This is a genomic window from Mycobacterium sp. pW045 (assembly GCF_041287085.1).
GTDB classification, from domain to species: domain Bacteria; phylum Actinomycetota; class Actinomycetes; order Mycobacteriales; family Mycobacteriaceae; genus Mycobacterium; species Mycobacterium algericum_A.
Map to the genome: position 1 here is coordinate 64,451 of NZ_JBGGKU010000013.1, position 16,636 is coordinate 81,086.

Genomic DNA, 16,636 nt, shown 5'->3' on the forward strand with positions numbered 1-16,636 from the left:
ACGATGAGTGCAGTGGTGGCTGATGCCGTCGAGCACTTGGTGCGCGGCATCGTCGACAACCCCGACGACGTCCGGGTGGACATGGTGACCAACCGGCGCGGCCGAACCGTCGAGGTTCACGTTCACCCCGACGACCTGGGCAAGGTGATCGGTCGCGGCGGTCGCACCGCCACTGCGTTGCGCACCCTCGTCGCCGGTATCGGTGGACGCGGCATCCGCGTGGACGTGGTCGACACCGACCGATAGCCGACCGGCTCATGGAGCTGACGGTCGGCCGCGTCGTCAAGGCCCACGGCATCACCGGCGAGGTCGTGGTCGATGTCCGTACCGACGACCCGGACGAGCGATTCACTCCCGGCGCTGTGCTGTGCGCCAAGAAGCGTGGTGAGCAGCCGCGCGATGTGGTGATCGACGCGGTGCGCCCGCACGGCTCGCGGCTGCTGGTGCGGCTGGCCGGGGTGTCGGACCGCGATGCGGCCGACGCGCTGCGGGGCAGCCTGCTGGTGATCGACTCGGCGGATCTGCCGCCGATCGATGAGGACGACACCTATTACGACCACCAGCTTGAGGGTCTGCGGGTACGTACCGAGGCGGGGGAGGAGATCGGCACGGTGAGCGAGGTGCTGCACACCGGGGCCGGCGAGCTGCTGGCGGTCCGCCGCCCCGATGGCGCAGAGCTGTTGGTGCCGTTCGTCTCGGCGATCGTCACCTCGGTGTCGCTGACCGAGCAGCTGGTGTACATCGATCCGCCCGACGGGCTGTTGGAGCTGTCGTCGTGAGGGTCGACGTCGTCACGATCTTCCCGGCTTATCTGGACCCGATCCGGCAATCGTTGCCGGGCAAGGCGATCGAGTCCGGAATGGTCGAGTTGGCCGTTCACGATCTGCGGCGCTGGACCCACGATGTGCACCGCTCGGTCGACGACACGCCGTATGGCGGCGGGCCGGGGATGGTGATGAAGGCCCCGGTCTGGGGAGATGCGCTCGACGAGATCTGTTCGGAGCAAACGGTTCTCGTAATACCGACGCCGGCCGGGACACTGTTCGACCAGGCCACCGCGCAGCGGTGGAGCCGGGAACAGCATCTGGTGTTCGCCTGCGGGCGCTACGAGGGCATCGACCAGCGGGTCGTCGACGACGCCGCTCGTCGGATGCGGGTCGAAGAGGTCTCGATCGGCGACTACGTGCTGGCCGGCGGCGAGTCGGCGGTGCTGGTGATGCTCGAGGCGGTGCTTCGGCTGATGCCTGGCGTATTGGGGAATCCTGCTTCGCAGCACGATGATTCGCATTCGCCGGATCGCGATGGACTCCTGGAGGGGCCCAGCTACACCCGGCCGCCGGAATGGCGTGGCCTGCAGGTGCCCGAGGTGCTGCTCTCGGGCGATCACGCGCGGATCGAGGCCTGGCGCCGTGAGGCCGCGCTACAGCGCACCAGGGAACGCCGGCCCGACCTGCTCGACTAGATCCGGCCGCCGGGGAAGATGGTCTTGATGGCCTGAGTGATGGTGTCCCGCGCCGTGGCATCGTCGCTGGGCTGCAGCGACTCGATCACCACCACGTAGCGCCGGTCCGCACCGACCACGCCGGTTGACAGGTGCATCCAGTTATTGCCGATGCAGCACATCCAGCCCTGTTTGACCGCCACCGGTTCGTTGTACAGGCCCTCGGGGATCCCGAACCGCTGCGGATAGCCGTCGATGCCGGTCGGGGTGGACTGTGCCAGCTCACTGATGATCATGTTGGCCCGGTCGGCGGGCAGGCCGCCAGAGCCGTTGAGCAGCATGTCGTAGTAGCGGGCCAGGTCCGGTGCGGTGCTGATGGTGTTCCACCAGGCGCCGTTGGACGGCGGTCCGGTTCCGGCCAGGCCGTAGCGGCCGGCCACCCGGGTGATGATCGCGTTGCCGCCGCGCCCGTTCCAGAACGTCTCGGCGGCGCCGTCGTCGGATGACCGCAGCATGATGTCCAGGGCCGCCTGGTCGTCCGCCGACAACGCGCCGTCGGCGTCGTGGAGCAGATCGTCGGCGATGAACAGCTTGGCCACCGACGCGGTGGCGATGGAGTGGGTGTTGCCGTTGGTGACCAATTGATGTGAGATCCGGTCCAGCACGGCCACCGAGATGTTGGCACCGGCCTTGGCCGCTTCCTCCGTCGCATCCTGCATGCGGGCCGCCAGGCCGTCGACCACGGCGACCGGCGGGATCGCGGGCGCTCGGGGTGCTTCGATCGCGGTGGCCACCGGTGCCACCTCAGGCGCCCGGGACTGCGGGGGGCGTGTCGCGGCGGCACCGTAGACCTTCTCGTCGCAGCCGAATACCACCGTTGAGATCACCATGACGACAGTCAGCAGAAGCATCGATGGCCGCACGGCGGGTAGGCCTCCTCAACAGGCATCAGTCGGGTAATCGACATCTCCGGGCTCGCCACACTGCAGCCATCGGCCCGCCGGATAGATTACCGCGTGCGCAACGGGATCGTGCAGTCCGCCTCTCACCAGACTTATCACGCCTCCGATGGCCCGCGCGGTAACTACCAGCGGCGATTTGCGCGATTTCGCTGGTTGCGCCGCGTCTGGCACAATTGAGCAGTTGTCGCCCGGCAGTTGATACTGCAGTGGGGCCCGGCGTCCCGGTCACCGCACGATGCGACAACAGGCCCGAACCCATCGGCTCGGCTACCGTCTGCACGCGCACCGTGCGCGCAGCCGGTCGGCAGCCGCGACCCGCGAGGAAGTGTTTCCGCAATGAACACGCTGGACATCGTCGACAAGGCGTCGCTGCGCGACGACATCCCGGCCTTCGGCCCCGGCGACACGGTCAACGTGCATGTGAAGGTGATCGAGGGCACCAAGGAGCGCATCCAGGTGTTCAAGGGCGTGGTGCTGCGGCGGCAGGGTGGCGGCGTCCGCGAGACGTTCACCGTCCGCAAGGAGAGCTACGGCGTCGGCGTCGAGCGCACCTTCCCGGTGCACTCGCCCAACGTCGACCACATCGACGTCGTGGTCCGCGGCGACGTTCGGCGGGCCAAGCTGTACTACCTGCGTGAACTGCGCGGCAAGAAGGCCAAGATCAAGGAGAAGCGCTGACCCGCGGGTGCGTGCCGGTGCCTCCGGTCGGGCTACCGCCCGCGGTCGGTCTCCGGCACCGCTGACGCGGTCACTACCCTGATCTCGTGACCGAAACCGCGGGCTCGTCACCCGAGAACACTCCTGAGGCCGACCAGCCCGAGGCCGACCACGTCGAGGCCGACGCGGCAGCGGCAGCGGCACCCGACGATCGCAAGCGCACCACGCTGCGCGAATCCGCCCTCCTGGTGGCGACCGCGCTGGTGTTGTACTACCTCGTGCTGACGTTCGTGGCGCGTCCCTACCTCATCCCGTCGGAGTCGATGGAGCCGACGCTGCACGGCTGCCACGGCTGCGTCGGCGATCGGATCATGGTCGACAAGGTCACCTACCGGTTCAGCGCGCCGCGCCCGGGCGACGTCGTCGTCTTCAAGGGCCCGCCGTCGTGGAATGTGGGATACAAGTCGATCCGATCGGACAACACCGCGATCCGCTGGGTGCAGAACGCGCTGTCCTTCATCGGATTCGTCCCGCCGGACGAGAACGATCTGGTCAAGCGGGTCATCGCGGTGGGTGGTCAGACGGTGCAGTGCCGCAACGACACCGGCCTGACCGTCGACGGCAAAGCGCTCGACGAGCCCTACCTGAATCCGGCCACCCTCATGGTCGACCCGATGGTCTACCCCTGCCTCGGCAATGAGTTCGGTCCGGTGACCGTGCCGGACGGCCGACTGTGGGTGATGGGCGACAACCGCACCCACTCGTCGGACTCGCGGTCGCACTGCGACACCGTGGCGGTCCAGCCCGATCTGCGGCGCCGGGTGCTGTGCACCGGCGAGGACCTCGACGCGGGCACCGTGCCGGTGAGCAACGTGATCGGCAAGACCCGGTTCATCGCCTGGCCGCCGTCGCGGTGGGGGCCGGTGAAAGCGATCAACCCGCAGCAGGGCCCATAGCGATGGCCCCGGCCTGGCCGCCACGCACAGTGATCCGCCGCTCACCGGGATTGCGCACCCTGGAGTCGGCGCTGTACCGCAGTGGCCTGGGGCCGGTGGCCGGCGTCGACGAAGTGGGCCGCGGTGCCTGCGCCGGACCACTGGTGGTGGCCGCCTGTGTGCTCGGGCCGGGCCGGCCCGCCGCGCTGGCGGCGCTCGACGATTCCAAGAGGCTCACCGCCAACGCCCGCGAGCAGTTGTTCCCGCTGATCCGCCGGCATGCACTGGCCTACCACGTGGTGTTCATCCCGCCGGCCGACGTGGACGCGCGCGGCGTGCACGTGGCCAATATCGAGGGCATGCGGCGCGCGGTGGCCGGCCTGGCCCTGCGGCCCGGTTACGTGCTCTGCGACGGGTTCCGGGTGCCGGGGCTGCCGATGCCGTCGCTGCCGGTGATCGGCGGTGACGGCGCGGCCGCCTGCATCGCCGCGGCGAGCGTGCTGGCAAAGGTCAGCCGAGACCGGTACATGGCGACACTGGACGATCCCGGCTACGGCTTCGCCGACCACAAGGGGTACTCCACCGCTGCGCACACTGCGGCACTGGCGGCGCTGGGGCCCTGCGGCCACCACCGTTACTCGTTCAGCAACGTGCGCAACGTGGCGGCGCCGGCCGCCGTCGCGACAGGGACAATGGGGGACGAACCGAGCAGAAGGACGACTGAGCAGATGAGTGCCCGATGAGTGCGGAAGATCTCGAGAAGTACGAAACCGAGATGGAACTCTCGCTGTACCGCGAATACAAGGACATCGTGGGCCAGTTCAGTTACGTCGTGGAGACCGAGCGGCGGTTCTACCTGGCCAACAGCGTCGAGATGGTGCCGCGCAACGCCGACGGCGAGGTGTATTTCGAGCTGCGGCTGGCCGACGCCTGGGTGTGGGACATGTACCGGCCGGCGCGGTTCGTCAAGCAGGTACGCGTGGTCACCTTCAAAGACGTCAACATCGAAGAGGTTGAGAAACCCGAGCTGCGGCTGCCCGAATAACATCGCAGCGTCACCGATGTGTTGGGTCTAGGCTGACGTCATGACCGCTGTCGATCGTGCCGTCTCCCGCCGGGAGATCACCGATGCCCTGCTCAAAGCCATGGAACGGCGCCACGAGGTGCTCGACGTGATCGTCGACTCGGATGACCGCGCGGCCGCGGTGCAGGCGATCGCGAACCTGCTCGGCACCTCACCGGCAGGCTGCGAAGCGGTGATCGGGATGTCGTTGGATCAGCTGACCAAGGAGTCCCGGAGCCGGATCGCCGCCGAACTCGACGACCTCAACAACGAGCTGACCTTCACCCTCGGTGACCGGCCGGCCAGCTCCGGGGAGACGCTGCTGCTCCGGCCGTTCGCCGGCGAACCGGATCGTGACATCTTCGAGCTGCGTACCGCCGACGTCGGCGCCAGCGGTGACGGATCCGGCGCTCCGGCCGGCGGTCTCGACGATGAGATCCGCTCTGCGCTGTCCCGGGTGGACGACGAGGATGCCGCGTTGTTCGTCGCCATCGACGGTGCCCAGAAGGTCGGCATGGTCTTCGGCGACCTCAACCGCGGCGAGGTGAACGTCCGGATCTGGATCCAACCCGAGCACCGCAAGAAGGGCTACGGCACCGCCGCGCTGCGCCGTGCGCGTACCGAGATGGCGGCCTACTTCCCCGGGGTACCGCTGGTAGTGCGGGCGCCTGGCGCACACTCCGGCTAGCTAACCGGTTCAGTACGGCGCCGGCCCGGGCCGTCAGGGGACGTCGACCAGTAGGGCTGCCAGATCTTGCGGTGCGTTCGGGTCGAACAACTCCACAAAGTTGAGCGCGTTGATCGCTGCAAGTCCGACCAGCGCGGAGAATGCGTTTCCGAGTTACCCCGATCCGTCGGTGGCCGGCGTGATCGCCACCGCGCGTCAGGAAATGGCTGCCAGTGCGACGCGCTAGATCGACCCCGCCCTGGACAATTGGTGGGGCACAGCGAAATTGGGCCGCAAACCTCCGGTCCTCATCGAGTTGTTGATGTCGTCCAGCGAAGCCGCATCGCGGTCACTGCTTGACCCGGAGAACGACTGGACCGCTGATGACCTCGCGAGTTCTACGGACGAATCATCTGCAGCGCCTTCCGCGCCGCGTGAGCTCCGACGGGGCCGGTACGTCTTGGGCCCGGCTCGCGCTGTGGATGCAGCCGCGACTGTGCATAACCGACCGTGATGCAGCCGGTTTCGCTGCGGCGCGGCTCGACGCTGTCGGCGCAATAACCGAGCCTGATCGGCATGACATCCATGACGCGCGCCGAGTTGGGGGCGCTCGGGGAACAGCTGGCCGTCGACCACCTGGTTGGGCAGGGGTGGTCGATCCTGGCACGCAACTGGCGCTGTCGCTACGGCGAACTGGACGTGATCGCTGCGGACCCGGCCGGACGCTGCGTGGTGTTCGTCGAGGTGAAAACCCGCACCGGTGACGGTTTCGGCGGGCTGGCCTACGCGGTCCCGCCTCAGAAGATGCGCAGATTGCGCAGGCTGGCCGGAGTGTGGCTGGCCGGCCAGCAATCCCACTGGGACGACGTCCGCCTGGACGTGATCGGGGTGCGGATCGGGCGGTGCCGCACCCCGGAGATCACCCACCTGAAGGGGGCGTGCTGATGGCGCTCGGGCGGGCGTTCTCGGTCGCAGTGCGCGGCCTGGACGGCCTGATCGTGGAGATCGAGGCCGACATCAGTTCCGGGCTGCCCGGGGTGCATCTGGTTGGCCTTCCCGATGCCGCCTTGCAGGAGTCGCGGGACCGGGTGCGGGCGGCGATCACCAACAGCGAACAGAATTGGCCGCAATCCCGTCTGACGCTGGCTCTTTCGCCGGCGACGCTGCCCAAGATGGGGTCGGTGTACGACATCGCACTGGCCGCCGCGGTGCTCTCAGCGGATCGTGGCACGCCCTGGCCGCGGCTGGAGAAGACGGTGCTGCTCGGGGAGCTTGCGTTGGATGGCCGGGTCCGGCCGGTGCACGGGGTGTTGCCGGCGGTGCTGGCCGCCAGGAACGAGGGCTGGGCGCGCGCGGTGGTCCCGGTGGACAATCTCGCCGAAGCCAGCCTGGTGGAGGGCATCGACGTCTACGGTGTGGCAACCCTGCGGCAGCTGCACGACTGGCTGGACGGTTCGGCACGGCTGCGGGAGCGGATCGCTGCGGCCGAGCCGGAGTTGCTCCCGGCTGCCGACCTCGCCGAGGTGGTGGGTCAGGCCCAAGCCCGATTCGCCGTGGAGGTGGCTGCCGCCGGCTCGCACCACCTGCTGCTCACCGGGCCGCCAGGAATCGGCAAAACCATGCTGGCCCAACGGCTTCCGGGACTGCTGCCGCCACTGACCGAAAGCGAGTCGCTGGAGGTCACCGCGATCCATTCGGTCGCCGGACTGTTGTCGGGCAGCGCACCGCTGATCACCCGGCCGCCGTTCATCGCACCGCACCACAGCTCAAGTGTCGCGGCACTGGTCGGAGGCGGCTCCGGAATGGCCCGGCCCGGGGCGGTAAGCCGGGCCCACCGCGGTGTGCTCTTCCTCGACGAGTGTGCCGAGATCCGGGTCAGCGCCCTGGAAGCGTTGCGAACACCGTTGGAAGACGGTGAGATCCGGTTGGCCCGACGCGACGGCGTGGCCCGCTATCCGGCGCGCTTCCAACTCGTGATGGCGGCCAACCCCTGTCCGTGCGCACCGGCCGACCCGCGCGACTGCACCTGTAAGGCCATCGACAAGCGCCGTTACCTCGGCCGGTTGTCCGGGCCGCTGCTGGACCGGGTGGACCTGCGGGTGCAGATGCATCCGGTGCGGGCCGGCGCGTTCTCCGCTGCCGACGGCGAATCGACGGCCGCGGTGCGCGCCCGGGTCGCCGACGCCCGCGCCGCAGCGACACAGCGCTGGGGCCCACATGGCTTCCACACCAACGCCGAGGTGAGCGGCGCGTTGCTACGCCGCAGGTTCCGGCTCGGCACCGCCGCGATGGCGCCGCTGCGAGCCGCACTGGACCGCGGCCTGTTGTCGATCCGCGGCGCCAACCGCACGCTGCGGGTGGCCTGGACGTTGAGCGACCTGGCGGGACGGTGCTCACCCGGGCCGGACGAGGTCGCCGCTGCGCTGAGTTTTCGTCAGCCGGGAACGGCCCGATGAGCGGCCACGAGCAGCTGCGGGCCTGGGCCTACCTGTCCCGTGTCGCCGAACCGCCGCGCCCGGAGCTGGCCGCATTGGTCGCGCGGGTCGGTCCGGTGGAGGCGGCCGAGCGGATCCGGCGCGGTGCCGTCGATCCGGAACTGGCCGACTGCACCGAGGCCAGACGCGAGATCGACTCCGCCGCCGGGGATCTGGAGTTGCTGGCCCGCCGCGGCGGTCGGCTGATCACCGCCGATGACGAGGAATGGCCGCTGCTGGCGTTCGCCGCCTTCGACGGCGCCGAGGCCGGCAGGAAACCGGACTGCCGCGCACCGCTGGTGTTGTGGGCGGTGGGCCCGGCACGTCTGGACGAGACCGCCGAACGCGCCGCCGCGATCGTCGGGACCCGGGCCGCGACTGGCTATGGCGAGTTGGTGGCCGCGGACCTGGCCGCGGGACTGGTCGAACGCGAGGTGGCCGTGGTGTCCGGCGGCGCCTACGGCATCGATGGCGCCGCCCACCGCGCCACTCTCGCCGCCGAAGGCACCACGGTGGCGGTGCTGGCCGGTGGGATCGACATCTGCTATCCGGCAGGGCATTCCGCGCTGTTGCATCGCATCGGCGGGAACGGGCTGCTGATCACCGAATACCCGCCGGGTGTTCGACCGGCCCGCCACCGGTTTCTGACCCGCAACCGGCTGGTGGCAGCGCTGGCCGGGGCGACGGTGGTGGTGGAGGCAGGACTGCGCAGCGGCGCGGCGAACACCGCCGCGTGGGCGCGGCTGCTGGGTCGGCCGGTGGCCGCGGTTCCCGGGCCGGTCACCAGCGCGGCCTCGGCCGGCTGTCATCAGTTACTGCGCGGTGGCGCCGAAGTGGTCACCCGCGCCGAGGAGGTGATCGAGCTGGTCGGCCGGGTCGGTGAGCTGGCGGCCGACCCGCCACGGCCCGGCTCGCCGCTGGACGGGCTCAGCGTCGCCGAACGTCAGGTCTACGAAGCCTTACCGGGCCGCGGTGTGGTCACCGTCGATCAAGTCGCGGTCGCCTCCGGGCTGGCGCCGGCCCAGGTGTTCGGGCCGCTGGCGATGTTGGAGGTGGCGGGCCTGGTGGAGCGGCGCGACGGCAGCTGGGCGATCGTCCGGCCGAAGCGGTAGCTCGTATAGTCGGCCAAGACAGGCCAAGACGGGAGGGCAACGTGGCAGGACGACCGGTTCACACCTTCGCGGTGGTCCGCACCGAGCAGCTCTCGGAGCACATGACGCGGGTGGTCTTGGGTGGTCCCGGATACGACACCTTCCGCCCGAGCGAATTCACCGACTCCTACGTCAAAGTCGTCTTCGTGCGCTACGACCTCGACGTCGCCGCGCTACCACAGCCGTTGACACTGGACAGCTTCGACGCGCTGCCGGACGAGGATCGCCCGGTGATCCGCACCCTGACGGTGCGCCGCGCCGATCCGGTCGCCCGAGAGATCTCCATCGATGTCTCGGTGCACGGCGACCACGGCGTCGTCGGGCCGTGGGCCACTGCAGCGCAGCCCGGTCAGCCGGTCTATCTGATGGGGCCCAACGGTGCCTACGCGCCCGACCCTTCGGCCGACTGGCATCTGTTGGCCGGTGACGAGAGCGCGCTGCCGGCGATCGCGGCGGCCCTGGAGGCGCTGCCGGCCGACGCGGTCGGCAAGGCCTTCATCGAGGTCGCCGGCCCGGAGGACGAAATCGCACTCGCCGCGCCGTCGGGGGTGCAACTGAACTGGCTGTACCGCGGTGGCCGCGCCGATCTGGTCGGAGAGGACCGGGCGGGCGACAACGCCCCGCTGGTCGAGGCTGTCACCACCACGCTATGGCTGCCGGGCCAGGTTCAGGTGTTCATCCACGGCGAGGCCCAGGCCGTCATGCACAACCTGCGGCCCTACATCAGAAAAGAGCGCGGGGTGGCGGCCAAGTGGGCGTCGATCTCGGGCTACTGGCGGCGTGGCCGCACCGAAGAGACGTTCCGGCAGTGGAAGAAAGAGCTCGCCCGTAACGAGGCAGCCGAGACTGCGGCAGACTAGCGGCATGGCATTCGGCGACTACCAGTTCGAGATCTACCTGCAGGGTCTGGCCGGGGTGGTGCCCGCGCTGCCGATGACCTACAGCGAGTTGGAGGCCAAAGCCGCTGCCGCGCTTTCCCCGTCGGTGTGGTCCTATGTGGCCGGCGGAGCCGGCGACGAACGCACCCAGCGGGCCAATGTCACGGCCTTCGACGGTTGGGGGCTGATCCCGCGGATGTTCGTCGGCGCCACCGACCGCGACCTGTCGATCGAGCTGTTCGGGTTGCGGCTGCCCTCACCGGTCTTCATGGCCCCGATCGGCGTCATCGGGATCTGCGCCCAAGACGGCCACGGCGACCTGGCGAGCGCCCGGGCCGCGGCGGCCACCGGCGTCCCGCTGATGGTCTCCACCCTCACCGCCGACCCGCTGGAGGACGTCGCCGCCGAGTTCGGTGACACGCCGGGGTTCTTCCAGCTCTACACGCCCAAGAACCGGGAACTGGCCGCCAGCTTGGTGTGCCGTGCCGAGGCGGCCGGCTACCGGGGGATCGTCGTCACGCTGGACACCTGGGTTCCCGGCTGGCGGCCCCGGGACCTGGCGACCTCGAACTTCCCCCAGCTGCGCGGGCACTGCCTGTCCAACTACTTCTCCGACCCGGTGTTCCGAGCGGGGCTGGCCCAGCCGCCCGAGGAGAACCCGCAGGCCGCCGTGCTGTCCTGGGTGCAAACCTTCGGTAATCCGCTGACCTGGGACGACCTGCCCTGGCTGCGGTCGTTGACCGACCTGCCCCTGATCGTCAAGGGGATCTGTCATCCCGATGACGTCCGGCGCGCCAAAGACGGCGGGGTCGACGGCATCTATTGCTCCACCCACGGCGGGCGCCAGGCGAACGGCGGGCTGCCGGCGCTGGACTGCCTGCCCGATGTGGTGGCGGCCGCCGACGGGCTGCCGGTGCTGTTCGACTCGGGCGTCCGTACCGGCGCCGACATCATCAAGGCCCTGGCGCTGGGCGCGACCGCGGTGGGAATCGGCCGGCCCTACGCCTACGGGCTGGCGCTGGGCGGGGTCGACGGGATCGTGCACGTCCTGCGTTCGCTGCTGGCCGAAGCCGACCTGATCATGGCGGTCGACGGCTATCCATCACGGCTTGATCTCACCCCGGATACGCTGCGGCGCGTCACCTGAGCCGATGACCGGCCTCTGCGACCGTAAGCCGGTGGACGCGATTCTCGAGGAGTTCGACGAGCATCTGGCGCTGGAACGAGGGCGGTCCGAACACACCCGGCGGGCGTACCTGGGCGACCTGCGGTCGCTGTTCGCGTTTCTGGCCGAGCGCGGGCACAGCGGTATCGACGGGCTGAGCCTGCCGCTGTTGCGCAGCTGGCTGGCCGAACAGGCCGGCGCCGGCGCAGCCCGCAGCACGTTGGCACGGCGCACCTCGACGGTCAAGACGTTCACCGCCTGGGCGGCCCGCCGTGGCCTGCTGGCATCGGACCCCGGGGCGCGTCTCGCCCTGCCCAAGTCCCGCCGGGCCCTGCCCGCGGTGCTGCGCGAAGACCAGGCGCACGACGTCATGCTCGCCGCGAAATCCGGTGCAGAGCAGAACGATCCGATTGCATTGCGCGACCGGCTGATCGCCGAGATGCTCTACGCCACCGCGGTGCGGGTCAGCGAACTGTGTGGGCTCGACGTCGACGACGTGGACGCCTCACGCCGGCTGCTGCGGGTGCTCGGCAAGGGCAACAAGCAGCGGACGGTGCCGTTCGGCGACCCGGCCGCCGAGGCGTTGCAGGCCTGGCTGACCCAGGGCCGCCCACTGCTGGCGACGGCGGAGTCCGGCCCGGCACTGCTGCTCGGCGCCCGGGGTGGTCGGCTGGACCCGCGGCAGGCCCGCACCGTGGTGCACCAGACCGTCGCCGCGGTCGGGGGCACCCCCGACATGGGGCCGCACGGGCTGCGCCACACCGCGGCCACCCATCTGTTGGAGGGCGGCGCGGATCTGCGCATCGTGCAGGAACTGCTCGGCCACTCCAGCCTGGCCACCACGCAGCTTTACACCCACGTCACGGTCGCCCGGCTGCGCGCGGTGCACGATCTGGCCCATCCGCGGGCCTAGCCGATCGGTTTGAGCCGGATCGGCGTCGAAGCCAACAGCCCCAGCGGGTCGACGTAATCAGCGCGCGAAGCCGGCCCCCACATCGCCCCCCAGTGCAGGCATGCCGCGGCGCCGCAGCCCGGATGCCCGGGCTCCAGCACGCCGATCACCGTCGTGGCCGTGACCCGCTGACCGGGCCGTACCGCGGCGCGCACCGGCTGATAACTGGTGCGCAACCCGCCCGGATGCGCCAGCGAGACCACCGGCGCGCCGCCGGCCGGCGCGGCGAACACCACCGTCGCCACTCCCGCCGCATACACCGGCTGGCCCGCGGCGCCGGCCAGATCCACCCCCCGATGCCCGCGCTGCCAATCGGGGCGCGGCGCGTCGAATCCGCGCACCACCGCCGGGCGCGGGCGCAGCGGCCAGTCCAGCCGGAACCCCTCGGCGTGCGCCGGAGCCGCCGCCAGCACGCTTGCGACCAGGAACAACGCCGTGAACCGCACTGGGCCAGTTCACCCCGGCGGAGCCGAAACCGACCAGTCACCGCTGTGGACAAAGCACCTGCTCGGAGCGTGTAAACTCATTGACGCAGTTCGCGTAGGCGAGCTGACTTCGCGTGTCTGCGTCACAACCGGATGTCGACGGTCCCCGAGAGGGGTTCGGCATCTCAGCAGGCACCAGGGCCCGGCCTCACCCGACGCCGGGCGGCAACCGACAAAAAAGGATATGGCCAACCATGGCTGTTGTAACCATGAAGCAGCTGCTTGACAGCGGCACCCACTTCGGGCATCAGACCCGTCGCTGGAATCCCAAGATGAAGCGGTTCATCTTCACCGACCGCAACGGCATCTACATCATCGACCTGCAGCAGACGCTGACCTTCATCGACAAGGCGTACGAGTTCGTCAAGGAGACCGTCGCGCACGGCGGGTCGATCATGTTCGTCGGCACCAAGAAGCAGGCGCAGGAGTCGATCGCGGCCGAGGCCACCCGGGTCGGAATGCCGTATGTCAACCAGCGCTGGCTGGGCGGCATGCTGACCAACTTCTCCACCGTGCACAAGCGCCTGCAGCGCCTCAAGGAACTCGAGGCCATGGAGCAGACCGGCGGCTTCGAGGGACGCACCAAAAAGGAAATCTTGATGCTGACCCGCGAGAAGAACAAGCTGGAGCGCAGCCTCGGCGGTATCCGCGACATGGCCAAGGTGCCGTCGGCCATCTGGGTCGTCGACACCAACAAGGAGCACATCGCCGTCGGCGAGGCCCGCAAGCTGGGCATCCCGGTCATCGCGATCCTGGACACCAACTGCGACCCCGACCTGGTCGACTACCCGATCCCGGGCAATGACGACGCGATCCGCTCGGCGGCGCTGCTGACCAAGGTGATCGCCTCCGCGGTTGCCGAGGGCCTGCAGGCCCGCGCCGGTCAGGGCAACGGCGAGGGCAAGGCGCCCGAAGCGGTCGAGCCGCTGGCCGAGTGGGAGCAGGAGTTGCTGGCTTCGGCGACGACGACAGCCACCACCGCGGCCCCCGAGGCGCCCGCCGCTACCGGCACCACCACCACCGACGCATCGTAGGAAAGGCACACAACAGTGGCGAACTACACCGCTGCCGACGTCAAGCGGCTTCGGGAACTCACCGGCGCAGGCATGATGGACTGCAAGAACGCGCTGGCCGAGAGTGACGGCGACTTCGACAAGTCCGTCGAACTGCTGCGGATCAAGGGCGCCAAGGACGTCGGCAAGCGCGCCGAGCGCGCCACCGCCGAAGGGCTGGTCGCCGCCAAGGGCGGCGCGCTGATCGAGCTGAACTCCGAGACGGACTTCGTCGCCAAGAACGACGAGTTCAAGGCGCTCGCCGACGAGGTCGTCAGCGCCGCCGCGGCGGCCAAGACCTCCGACGTCGAGGAGCTCAAGGCCGCCAAGATCGGGGACCGCACCGTCGGGGAGGCCGTCGAGGCGCTGTCGGCCAAGATCGGCGAGAAGCTGGAGCTTCGCCGGGTCGCCTACTTCGATGGCGCCGTGGAGACCTACCTGCACAAGCGGGCCTCCGACCTGCCGCCGGCCGTAGGTGTCCTGGTCGAGTACAGCGGCGACAACACCGAGGCGGCCCACGCGGTGGCGCTGCAGATCGCAGCGCTCAAGGCCAAGTACCTGACCCGCGACGACGTGCCGGCCGACCTGGTGGCCAACGAGCGGCGCATCGCCGAGGAGACCGCCAAGGAGGAGGGCAAGCCGGAGGCCGCCCTGCCCAAGATCGTCGAGGGCCGGGTCACCGGTTTCTTCAAGGACGTCGTGCTGTTGGAGCAGGCGTCGGTGTCGGATTCGAAGAAGACCGTGAAGGCGCTGCTCGACGAGGCGGGCGTGACCGTGACCCGGTTCGCGCGGTTCGAGGTCGGCCAAGCCTAGGGCGGTTGCGGCGCTCTTGCTAGCGTCTGTGCATGCAACACGTCCATGCTTTCGGTGACGACGCGCTCGGCGACTGTGACGCGGTCGGTCTGGTTGAGCGGATCCGATCGGGCGACGTGTCGCCCGCCGAGCTCGTCGACGCCGCGATCGCGCGGACCGAGGCGGTCAACCCACAGCTGAACGGGCTGGCCTACCAGGCGTTCGACCGGGCTCGCGAGACGGCGCGCGTCGGCGCCAGCGGCTACTTCGCGGGTGTCCCGACGTTCGTCAAGGACAACGTCGACGTCGCCGGGATGCCGACGATGCAGGGCACCGACGCATGGCAGCCGCGGGCCGCCACCGCCGACGGCGATTTCGCCCGGCTGTACCTGGCCACCGGCCTCATTCCGCTGGGTAAGACCCAGCTGTCCGAGTTCGGGTTCAGCGCGGCCGCCGAGCATCCGCGGCTGGGTGCGGTACGCAACCCGTGGAACACCGATCACACCGCAGCGGCGTCGTCGTCGGGGTCGGCGGCATTCGTCGCCGCCGGGGTCGTGCCGATCGCCCACGCCAACGACGGCGGCGGCTCCATCCGGATCCCGGCAGCGTGCAACGGGCTGATCGGCCTCAAACCATCGCGGGGCCGGTTGCCGCTGGACCGGGATATGCGCGCCATGCCGCTGCGCATCGTCTACAACGGGGTGGTCACCCGCTCGGTGCGTGATACGGCGGCCTTCTACGCCGAAGCCGAACGGATCTGGCGCAACAGCAAGCTCCCACCGGTCGGTGACGTCAAGGCGCCGGTCGCCGAGCGGCTCAGGATCGCGGTCATCACTCAGTCGATCGCGCGAGAGACCTCCACCGAGATGCGTGAGTTGACCCTGAAAACCGCCGCATTGCTTGAGGAACTCGGCCATCACGTCGACTACCTCGACCGGCCGCCGGTGCCGGCGTACTTCGCCGACGACTTCCTGCTCTACTGGGCGTTCTTGGCGACGGCGCTGGTGCGCGGCGGGCGGCGGATGTTCGGGCCGAGCTTCGATCGCAGCCGGCTGGACAGCCTGACGCTGGGGCTGGATCGCCACGCCACCCGGCGCCTGCACAAGCTGCCGTTGGCGATCGCCCGGTTGGCGAGCGTGCGCCGGCACACCGCCCGGATGTTCCGCGACTATGACGTCGCGCTCACCCCGACACTGGCCCACGAGACGCCGCGCGTCGGCCACCTGGATCCCACCGCCGGCTACGAGCAGGTCATCGACCGGCTGATGGACTGGGTGGCTTTCACCCCACTGCAGAACGTCACCGGTGATCCGGCAATCTCGTTGCCGCTGGCCCAATCCGCGGCCGGACTGCCGGTGGGCATGATGTTCAGCGCCCACCTCGGCCAGGACGCCCGGTTGCTGGAATTGGCCTACGAACTGGAGGCGGCGAAGCCCTGGCCCACCATCACCGGCCGGGGCTAGCGGCGATCGCGAGCGCGGCGAAGCGGGCCGCCGCCATCAACCTGGCGTCACTGGTCGCCGATGCGCTCCAGCATCTGCCTGAACCGCTGTTGTTCGCCCGGACTCAGCGCGGCCAGCACCCGGCCGTCGGCGACCCGCACCGCGTCCTCGGCTCGGGTCAGCAACTCCCGGCCGGCGGCAGTCAGTGTCGCGGGCAGCGCCCGCCCAGACGGCACCGATTGCGGCCGGCTCACCGCGCCCCGGTTCTGCAGCCGGTGCAGCACGGTGTTCATGGCTTGCGGTGTGACGCTGGTGTGACGAGCCAATTCGGCGCTGGAGAGTCCCGGGCGCACGGAAAGCACTCGCATGCAGACGAATTCGGGCAGAGTCAGCCCCAACGGTCCGAGCACCGCGGACACCTGTGGGCGCAGCGCCGAGCTGACCCGGTAGAGCAGATAACCCAGCGGAGCCTCGTTCACGTCACCCATATCAAACATATTGACATATATCGGGTCTGCGC

General features: G+C 69.5%; 19 protein-coding genes and 1 pseudogene. 17 read left to right on the forward strand and 3 right to left on the reverse strand.

The window, feature by feature from the left end; all coding sequences use genetic code 11:
* Positions 1-3 precede the first annotated feature (3 nt).
* Genes ACAG20_RS19110 through trmD form a run of 3 tightly spaced genes read left to right on the forward strand, consistent with a single transcriptional unit; the run spans position 4 to position 1,462 of the window.
* Positions 4-246, forward strand: coding sequence for an RNA-binding protein (locus ACAG20_RS19110; RefSeq protein WP_019736217.1), 243 nt, complete (start codon positions 4-6; stop codon positions 244-246).
* A gap of 11 nt (positions 247-257) precedes the next feature.
* The gene (gene rimM, locus ACAG20_RS19115; RefSeq protein ID WP_112686674.1) at positions 258-779 is read left to right on the forward strand and encodes a ribosome maturation factor RimM; all 522 of its coding nucleotides are present in this window, start codon (positions 258-260) and stop codon (positions 777-779) included.
* Positions 776-1,462, forward strand: a complete 687-nt coding sequence (trmD, locus tag ACAG20_RS19120) for a tRNA (guanosine(37)-N1)-methyltransferase TrmD (RefSeq protein ID WP_112686676.1) — start codon at positions 776-778, stop codon at positions 1,460-1,462. The genes rimM and trmD overlap by 4 nt, the downstream gene beginning before the upstream one ends.
* On the opposite strand, the gene ACAG20_RS19125 is transcribed toward trmD, so the two are convergent.
* Entirely contained in the window at positions 1,459-2,352 is an 894-nt protein-coding gene (locus ACAG20_RS19125; RefSeq protein ID WP_370493712.1) for a hypothetical protein, read from the reverse strand. The two genes, trmD and ACAG20_RS19125, sit on opposite strands and share 4 nt — an antisense overlap.
* Positions 2,353-2,739: 387 nt before the next feature.
* On the opposite strand from ACAG20_RS19125, the gene rplS reads away from it, so the two are divergent.
* The 11 genes from rplS (at position 2,740) to ACAG20_RS19180 (ending at position 12,306) form a co-directional block, all read left to right on the forward strand.
* A complete protein-coding gene (rplS, locus tag ACAG20_RS19130) occupies positions 2,740-3,081 on the forward strand; it encodes a 50S ribosomal protein L19 (protein WP_083040048.1) in 342 nt (113 codons plus the stop codon).
* 86 nt (positions 3,082-3,167) lie between these two features.
* The gene (gene lepB, locus ACAG20_RS19135; RefSeq protein WP_370493713.1) at positions 3,168-4,016 is read left to right on the forward strand and encodes a signal peptidase I; all 849 of its coding nucleotides are present in this window, start codon (positions 3,168-3,170) and stop codon (positions 4,014-4,016) included.
* A gap of 2 nt (positions 4,017-4,018) precedes the next feature.
* Positions 4,019-4,738, forward strand: a complete 720-nt coding sequence (locus tag ACAG20_RS19140; RefSeq protein WP_370493714.1) for a ribonuclease HII — start codon at positions 4,019-4,021, stop codon at positions 4,736-4,738.
* Positions 4,735-5,040, forward strand: a complete 306-nt coding sequence (locus tag ACAG20_RS19145; RefSeq protein WP_012393608.1) for a DUF2469 domain-containing protein — start codon at positions 4,735-4,737, stop codon at positions 5,038-5,040. The genes ACAG20_RS19140 and ACAG20_RS19145 overlap by 4 nt, the downstream gene beginning before the upstream one ends.
* A 40-nt stretch (positions 5,041-5,080) precedes the next feature.
* Complete coding sequence (locus ACAG20_RS19150) at positions 5,081-5,746, forward strand: GNAT family N-acetyltransferase (RefSeq protein ID WP_370493715.1); 666 nt, start codon at positions 5,081-5,083, stop codon at positions 5,744-5,746.
* Between the two features lie 555 nt (positions 5,747-6,301).
* A complete protein-coding gene (locus ACAG20_RS19155; RefSeq protein WP_112686684.1) occupies positions 6,302-6,670 on the forward strand; it encodes a YraN family protein in 369 nt (122 codons plus the stop codon).
* On the forward strand, positions 6,670-8,181 hold the full coding sequence (locus ACAG20_RS19160) for a YifB family Mg chelatase-like AAA ATPase (protein ID WP_112686692.1): 1,512 nt from the start codon (positions 6,670-6,672) through the stop codon (positions 8,179-8,181). The genes ACAG20_RS19155 and ACAG20_RS19160 overlap by 1 nt, the downstream gene beginning before the upstream one ends.
* Positions 8,178-9,311: a DNA-processing protein DprA gene (dprA, locus tag ACAG20_RS19165; protein WP_370493716.1), complete on the forward strand. Its 1,134-nt coding sequence runs from the start codon at positions 8,178-8,180 to the stop codon at positions 9,309-9,311. The genes ACAG20_RS19160 and dprA overlap by 4 nt, the downstream gene beginning before the upstream one ends.
* 41 nt (positions 9,312-9,352) lie before the next feature.
* Positions 9,353-10,210 (forward strand): siderophore-interacting protein, encoded by an 858-nt coding sequence (locus tag ACAG20_RS19170; RefSeq protein ID WP_370493717.1) that lies wholly within the window; start codon positions 9,353-9,355, stop codon positions 10,208-10,210.
* 4 nt (positions 10,211-10,214) lie between these two features.
* On the forward strand, positions 10,215-11,375 hold the full coding sequence (locus ACAG20_RS19175) for an alpha-hydroxy-acid oxidizing protein (RefSeq protein ID WP_370493718.1): 1,161 nt from the start codon (positions 10,215-10,217) through the stop codon (positions 11,373-11,375).
* A gap of 31 nt (positions 11,376-11,406) precedes the next feature.
* Entirely contained in the window at positions 11,407-12,306 is a 900-nt protein-coding gene (locus ACAG20_RS19180) for a tyrosine recombinase XerC (protein WP_370493750.1), read from the forward strand.
* A gap of 2 nt (positions 12,307-12,308) precedes the next feature.
* Here the strand turns inward: ACAG20_RS19180 and ACAG20_RS19185 are convergent.
* Positions 12,309-12,770 (reverse strand): annotated as a pseudogene (locus ACAG20_RS19185) (M23 family metallopeptidase); the annotation flags it as partial.
* Positions 12,771-13,024: 254 nt separating this feature from the next.
* On the opposite strand from ACAG20_RS19185, the gene rpsB reads away from it, so the two are divergent.
* From rpsB to ACAG20_RS19200, 3 genes are read left to right on the forward strand one after another with little or no spacing between them, the layout of a single operon-like run.
* Positions 13,025-13,864, forward strand: a complete 840-nt coding sequence (gene rpsB, locus ACAG20_RS19190) for a 30S ribosomal protein S2 (protein ID WP_112684550.1) — start codon at positions 13,025-13,027, stop codon at positions 13,862-13,864.
* A 15-nt stretch (positions 13,865-13,879) separates the two neighbouring features.
* On the forward strand, positions 13,880-14,695 hold the full coding sequence (gene tsf / locus ACAG20_RS19195) for a translation elongation factor Ts (RefSeq protein ID WP_112684551.1): 816 nt from the start codon (positions 13,880-13,882) through the stop codon (positions 14,693-14,695).
* A 32-nt stretch (positions 14,696-14,727) separates the two neighbouring features.
* Complete coding sequence (locus tag ACAG20_RS19200) at positions 14,728-16,137, forward strand: amidase (protein WP_370493719.1); 1,410 nt, start codon at positions 14,728-14,730, stop codon at positions 16,135-16,137.
* A gap of 47 nt (positions 16,138-16,184) precedes the next feature.
* Here the strand turns inward: ACAG20_RS19200 and ACAG20_RS19205 are convergent, their stop codons facing one another.
* The gene (locus ACAG20_RS19205; protein WP_370493720.1) at positions 16,185-16,604 is read right to left on the reverse strand and encodes a MarR family winged helix-turn-helix transcriptional regulator; all 420 of its coding nucleotides are present in this window, start codon (positions 16,602-16,604) and stop codon (positions 16,185-16,187) included.
* Positions 16,605-16,636: the final 32 nt, after the last annotated feature.

What these genes read in the sequence shown, in the direction of transcription:
- ACAG20_RS19110 (WP_019736217.1), top strand. Translation starts at nt 4, where the DNA reads ATGAGTGCAGTGGTGGCTGATGCCGTCGAGCACTTGGTGCGCGGCATC.
- rimM (WP_112686674.1), top strand. Translation starts at nt 258, where the DNA reads ATGGAGCTGACGGTCGGCCGCGTCGTCAAGGCCCACGGCATCACCGGC.
- ACAG20_RS19125 (WP_370493712.1), bottom strand. Translation starts at nt 2,352, where the DNA reads ATGCTTCTGCTGACTGTCGTCATGGTGATCTCAACGGTGGTATTCGGC.
- rplS (WP_083040048.1), top strand. Translation starts at nt 2,740, where the DNA reads ATGAACACGCTGGACATCGTCGACAAGGCGTCGCTGCGCGACGACATC.
- ACAG20_RS19140 (WP_370493714.1), top strand. Translation starts at nt 4,019, where the DNA reads ATGGCCCCGGCCTGGCCGCCACGCACAGTGATCCGCCGCTCACCGGGA.
- ACAG20_RS19145 (WP_012393608.1), top strand. Translation starts at nt 4,735, where the DNA reads ATGAGTGCGGAAGATCTCGAGAAGTACGAAACCGAGATGGAACTCTCG.
- ACAG20_RS19150 (WP_370493715.1), top strand. Translation starts at nt 5,081, where the DNA reads ATGACCGCTGTCGATCGTGCCGTCTCCCGCCGGGAGATCACCGATGCC.
- ACAG20_RS19155 (WP_112686684.1), top strand. Translation starts at nt 6,302, where the DNA reads ATGACATCCATGACGCGCGCCGAGTTGGGGGCGCTCGGGGAACAGCTG.
- ACAG20_RS19160 (WP_112686692.1), top strand. Translation starts at nt 6,670, where the DNA reads ATGGCGCTCGGGCGGGCGTTCTCGGTCGCAGTGCGCGGCCTGGACGGC.
- dprA (WP_370493716.1), top strand. Translation starts at nt 8,178, where the DNA reads ATGAGCGGCCACGAGCAGCTGCGGGCCTGGGCCTACCTGTCCCGTGTC.
- ACAG20_RS19175 (WP_370493718.1), top strand. Translation starts at nt 10,215, where the DNA reads ATGGCATTCGGCGACTACCAGTTCGAGATCTACCTGCAGGGTCTGGCC.
- rpsB (WP_112684550.1), top strand. Translation starts at nt 13,025, where the DNA reads ATGGCTGTTGTAACCATGAAGCAGCTGCTTGACAGCGGCACCCACTTC.
- ACAG20_RS19200 (WP_370493719.1), top strand. Translation starts at nt 14,728, where the DNA reads ATGCAACACGTCCATGCTTTCGGTGACGACGCGCTCGGCGACTGTGAC.
- ACAG20_RS19205 (WP_370493720.1), bottom strand. Translation starts at nt 16,604, where the DNA reads ATGGGTGACGTGAACGAGGCTCCGCTGGGTTATCTGCTCTACCGGGTC.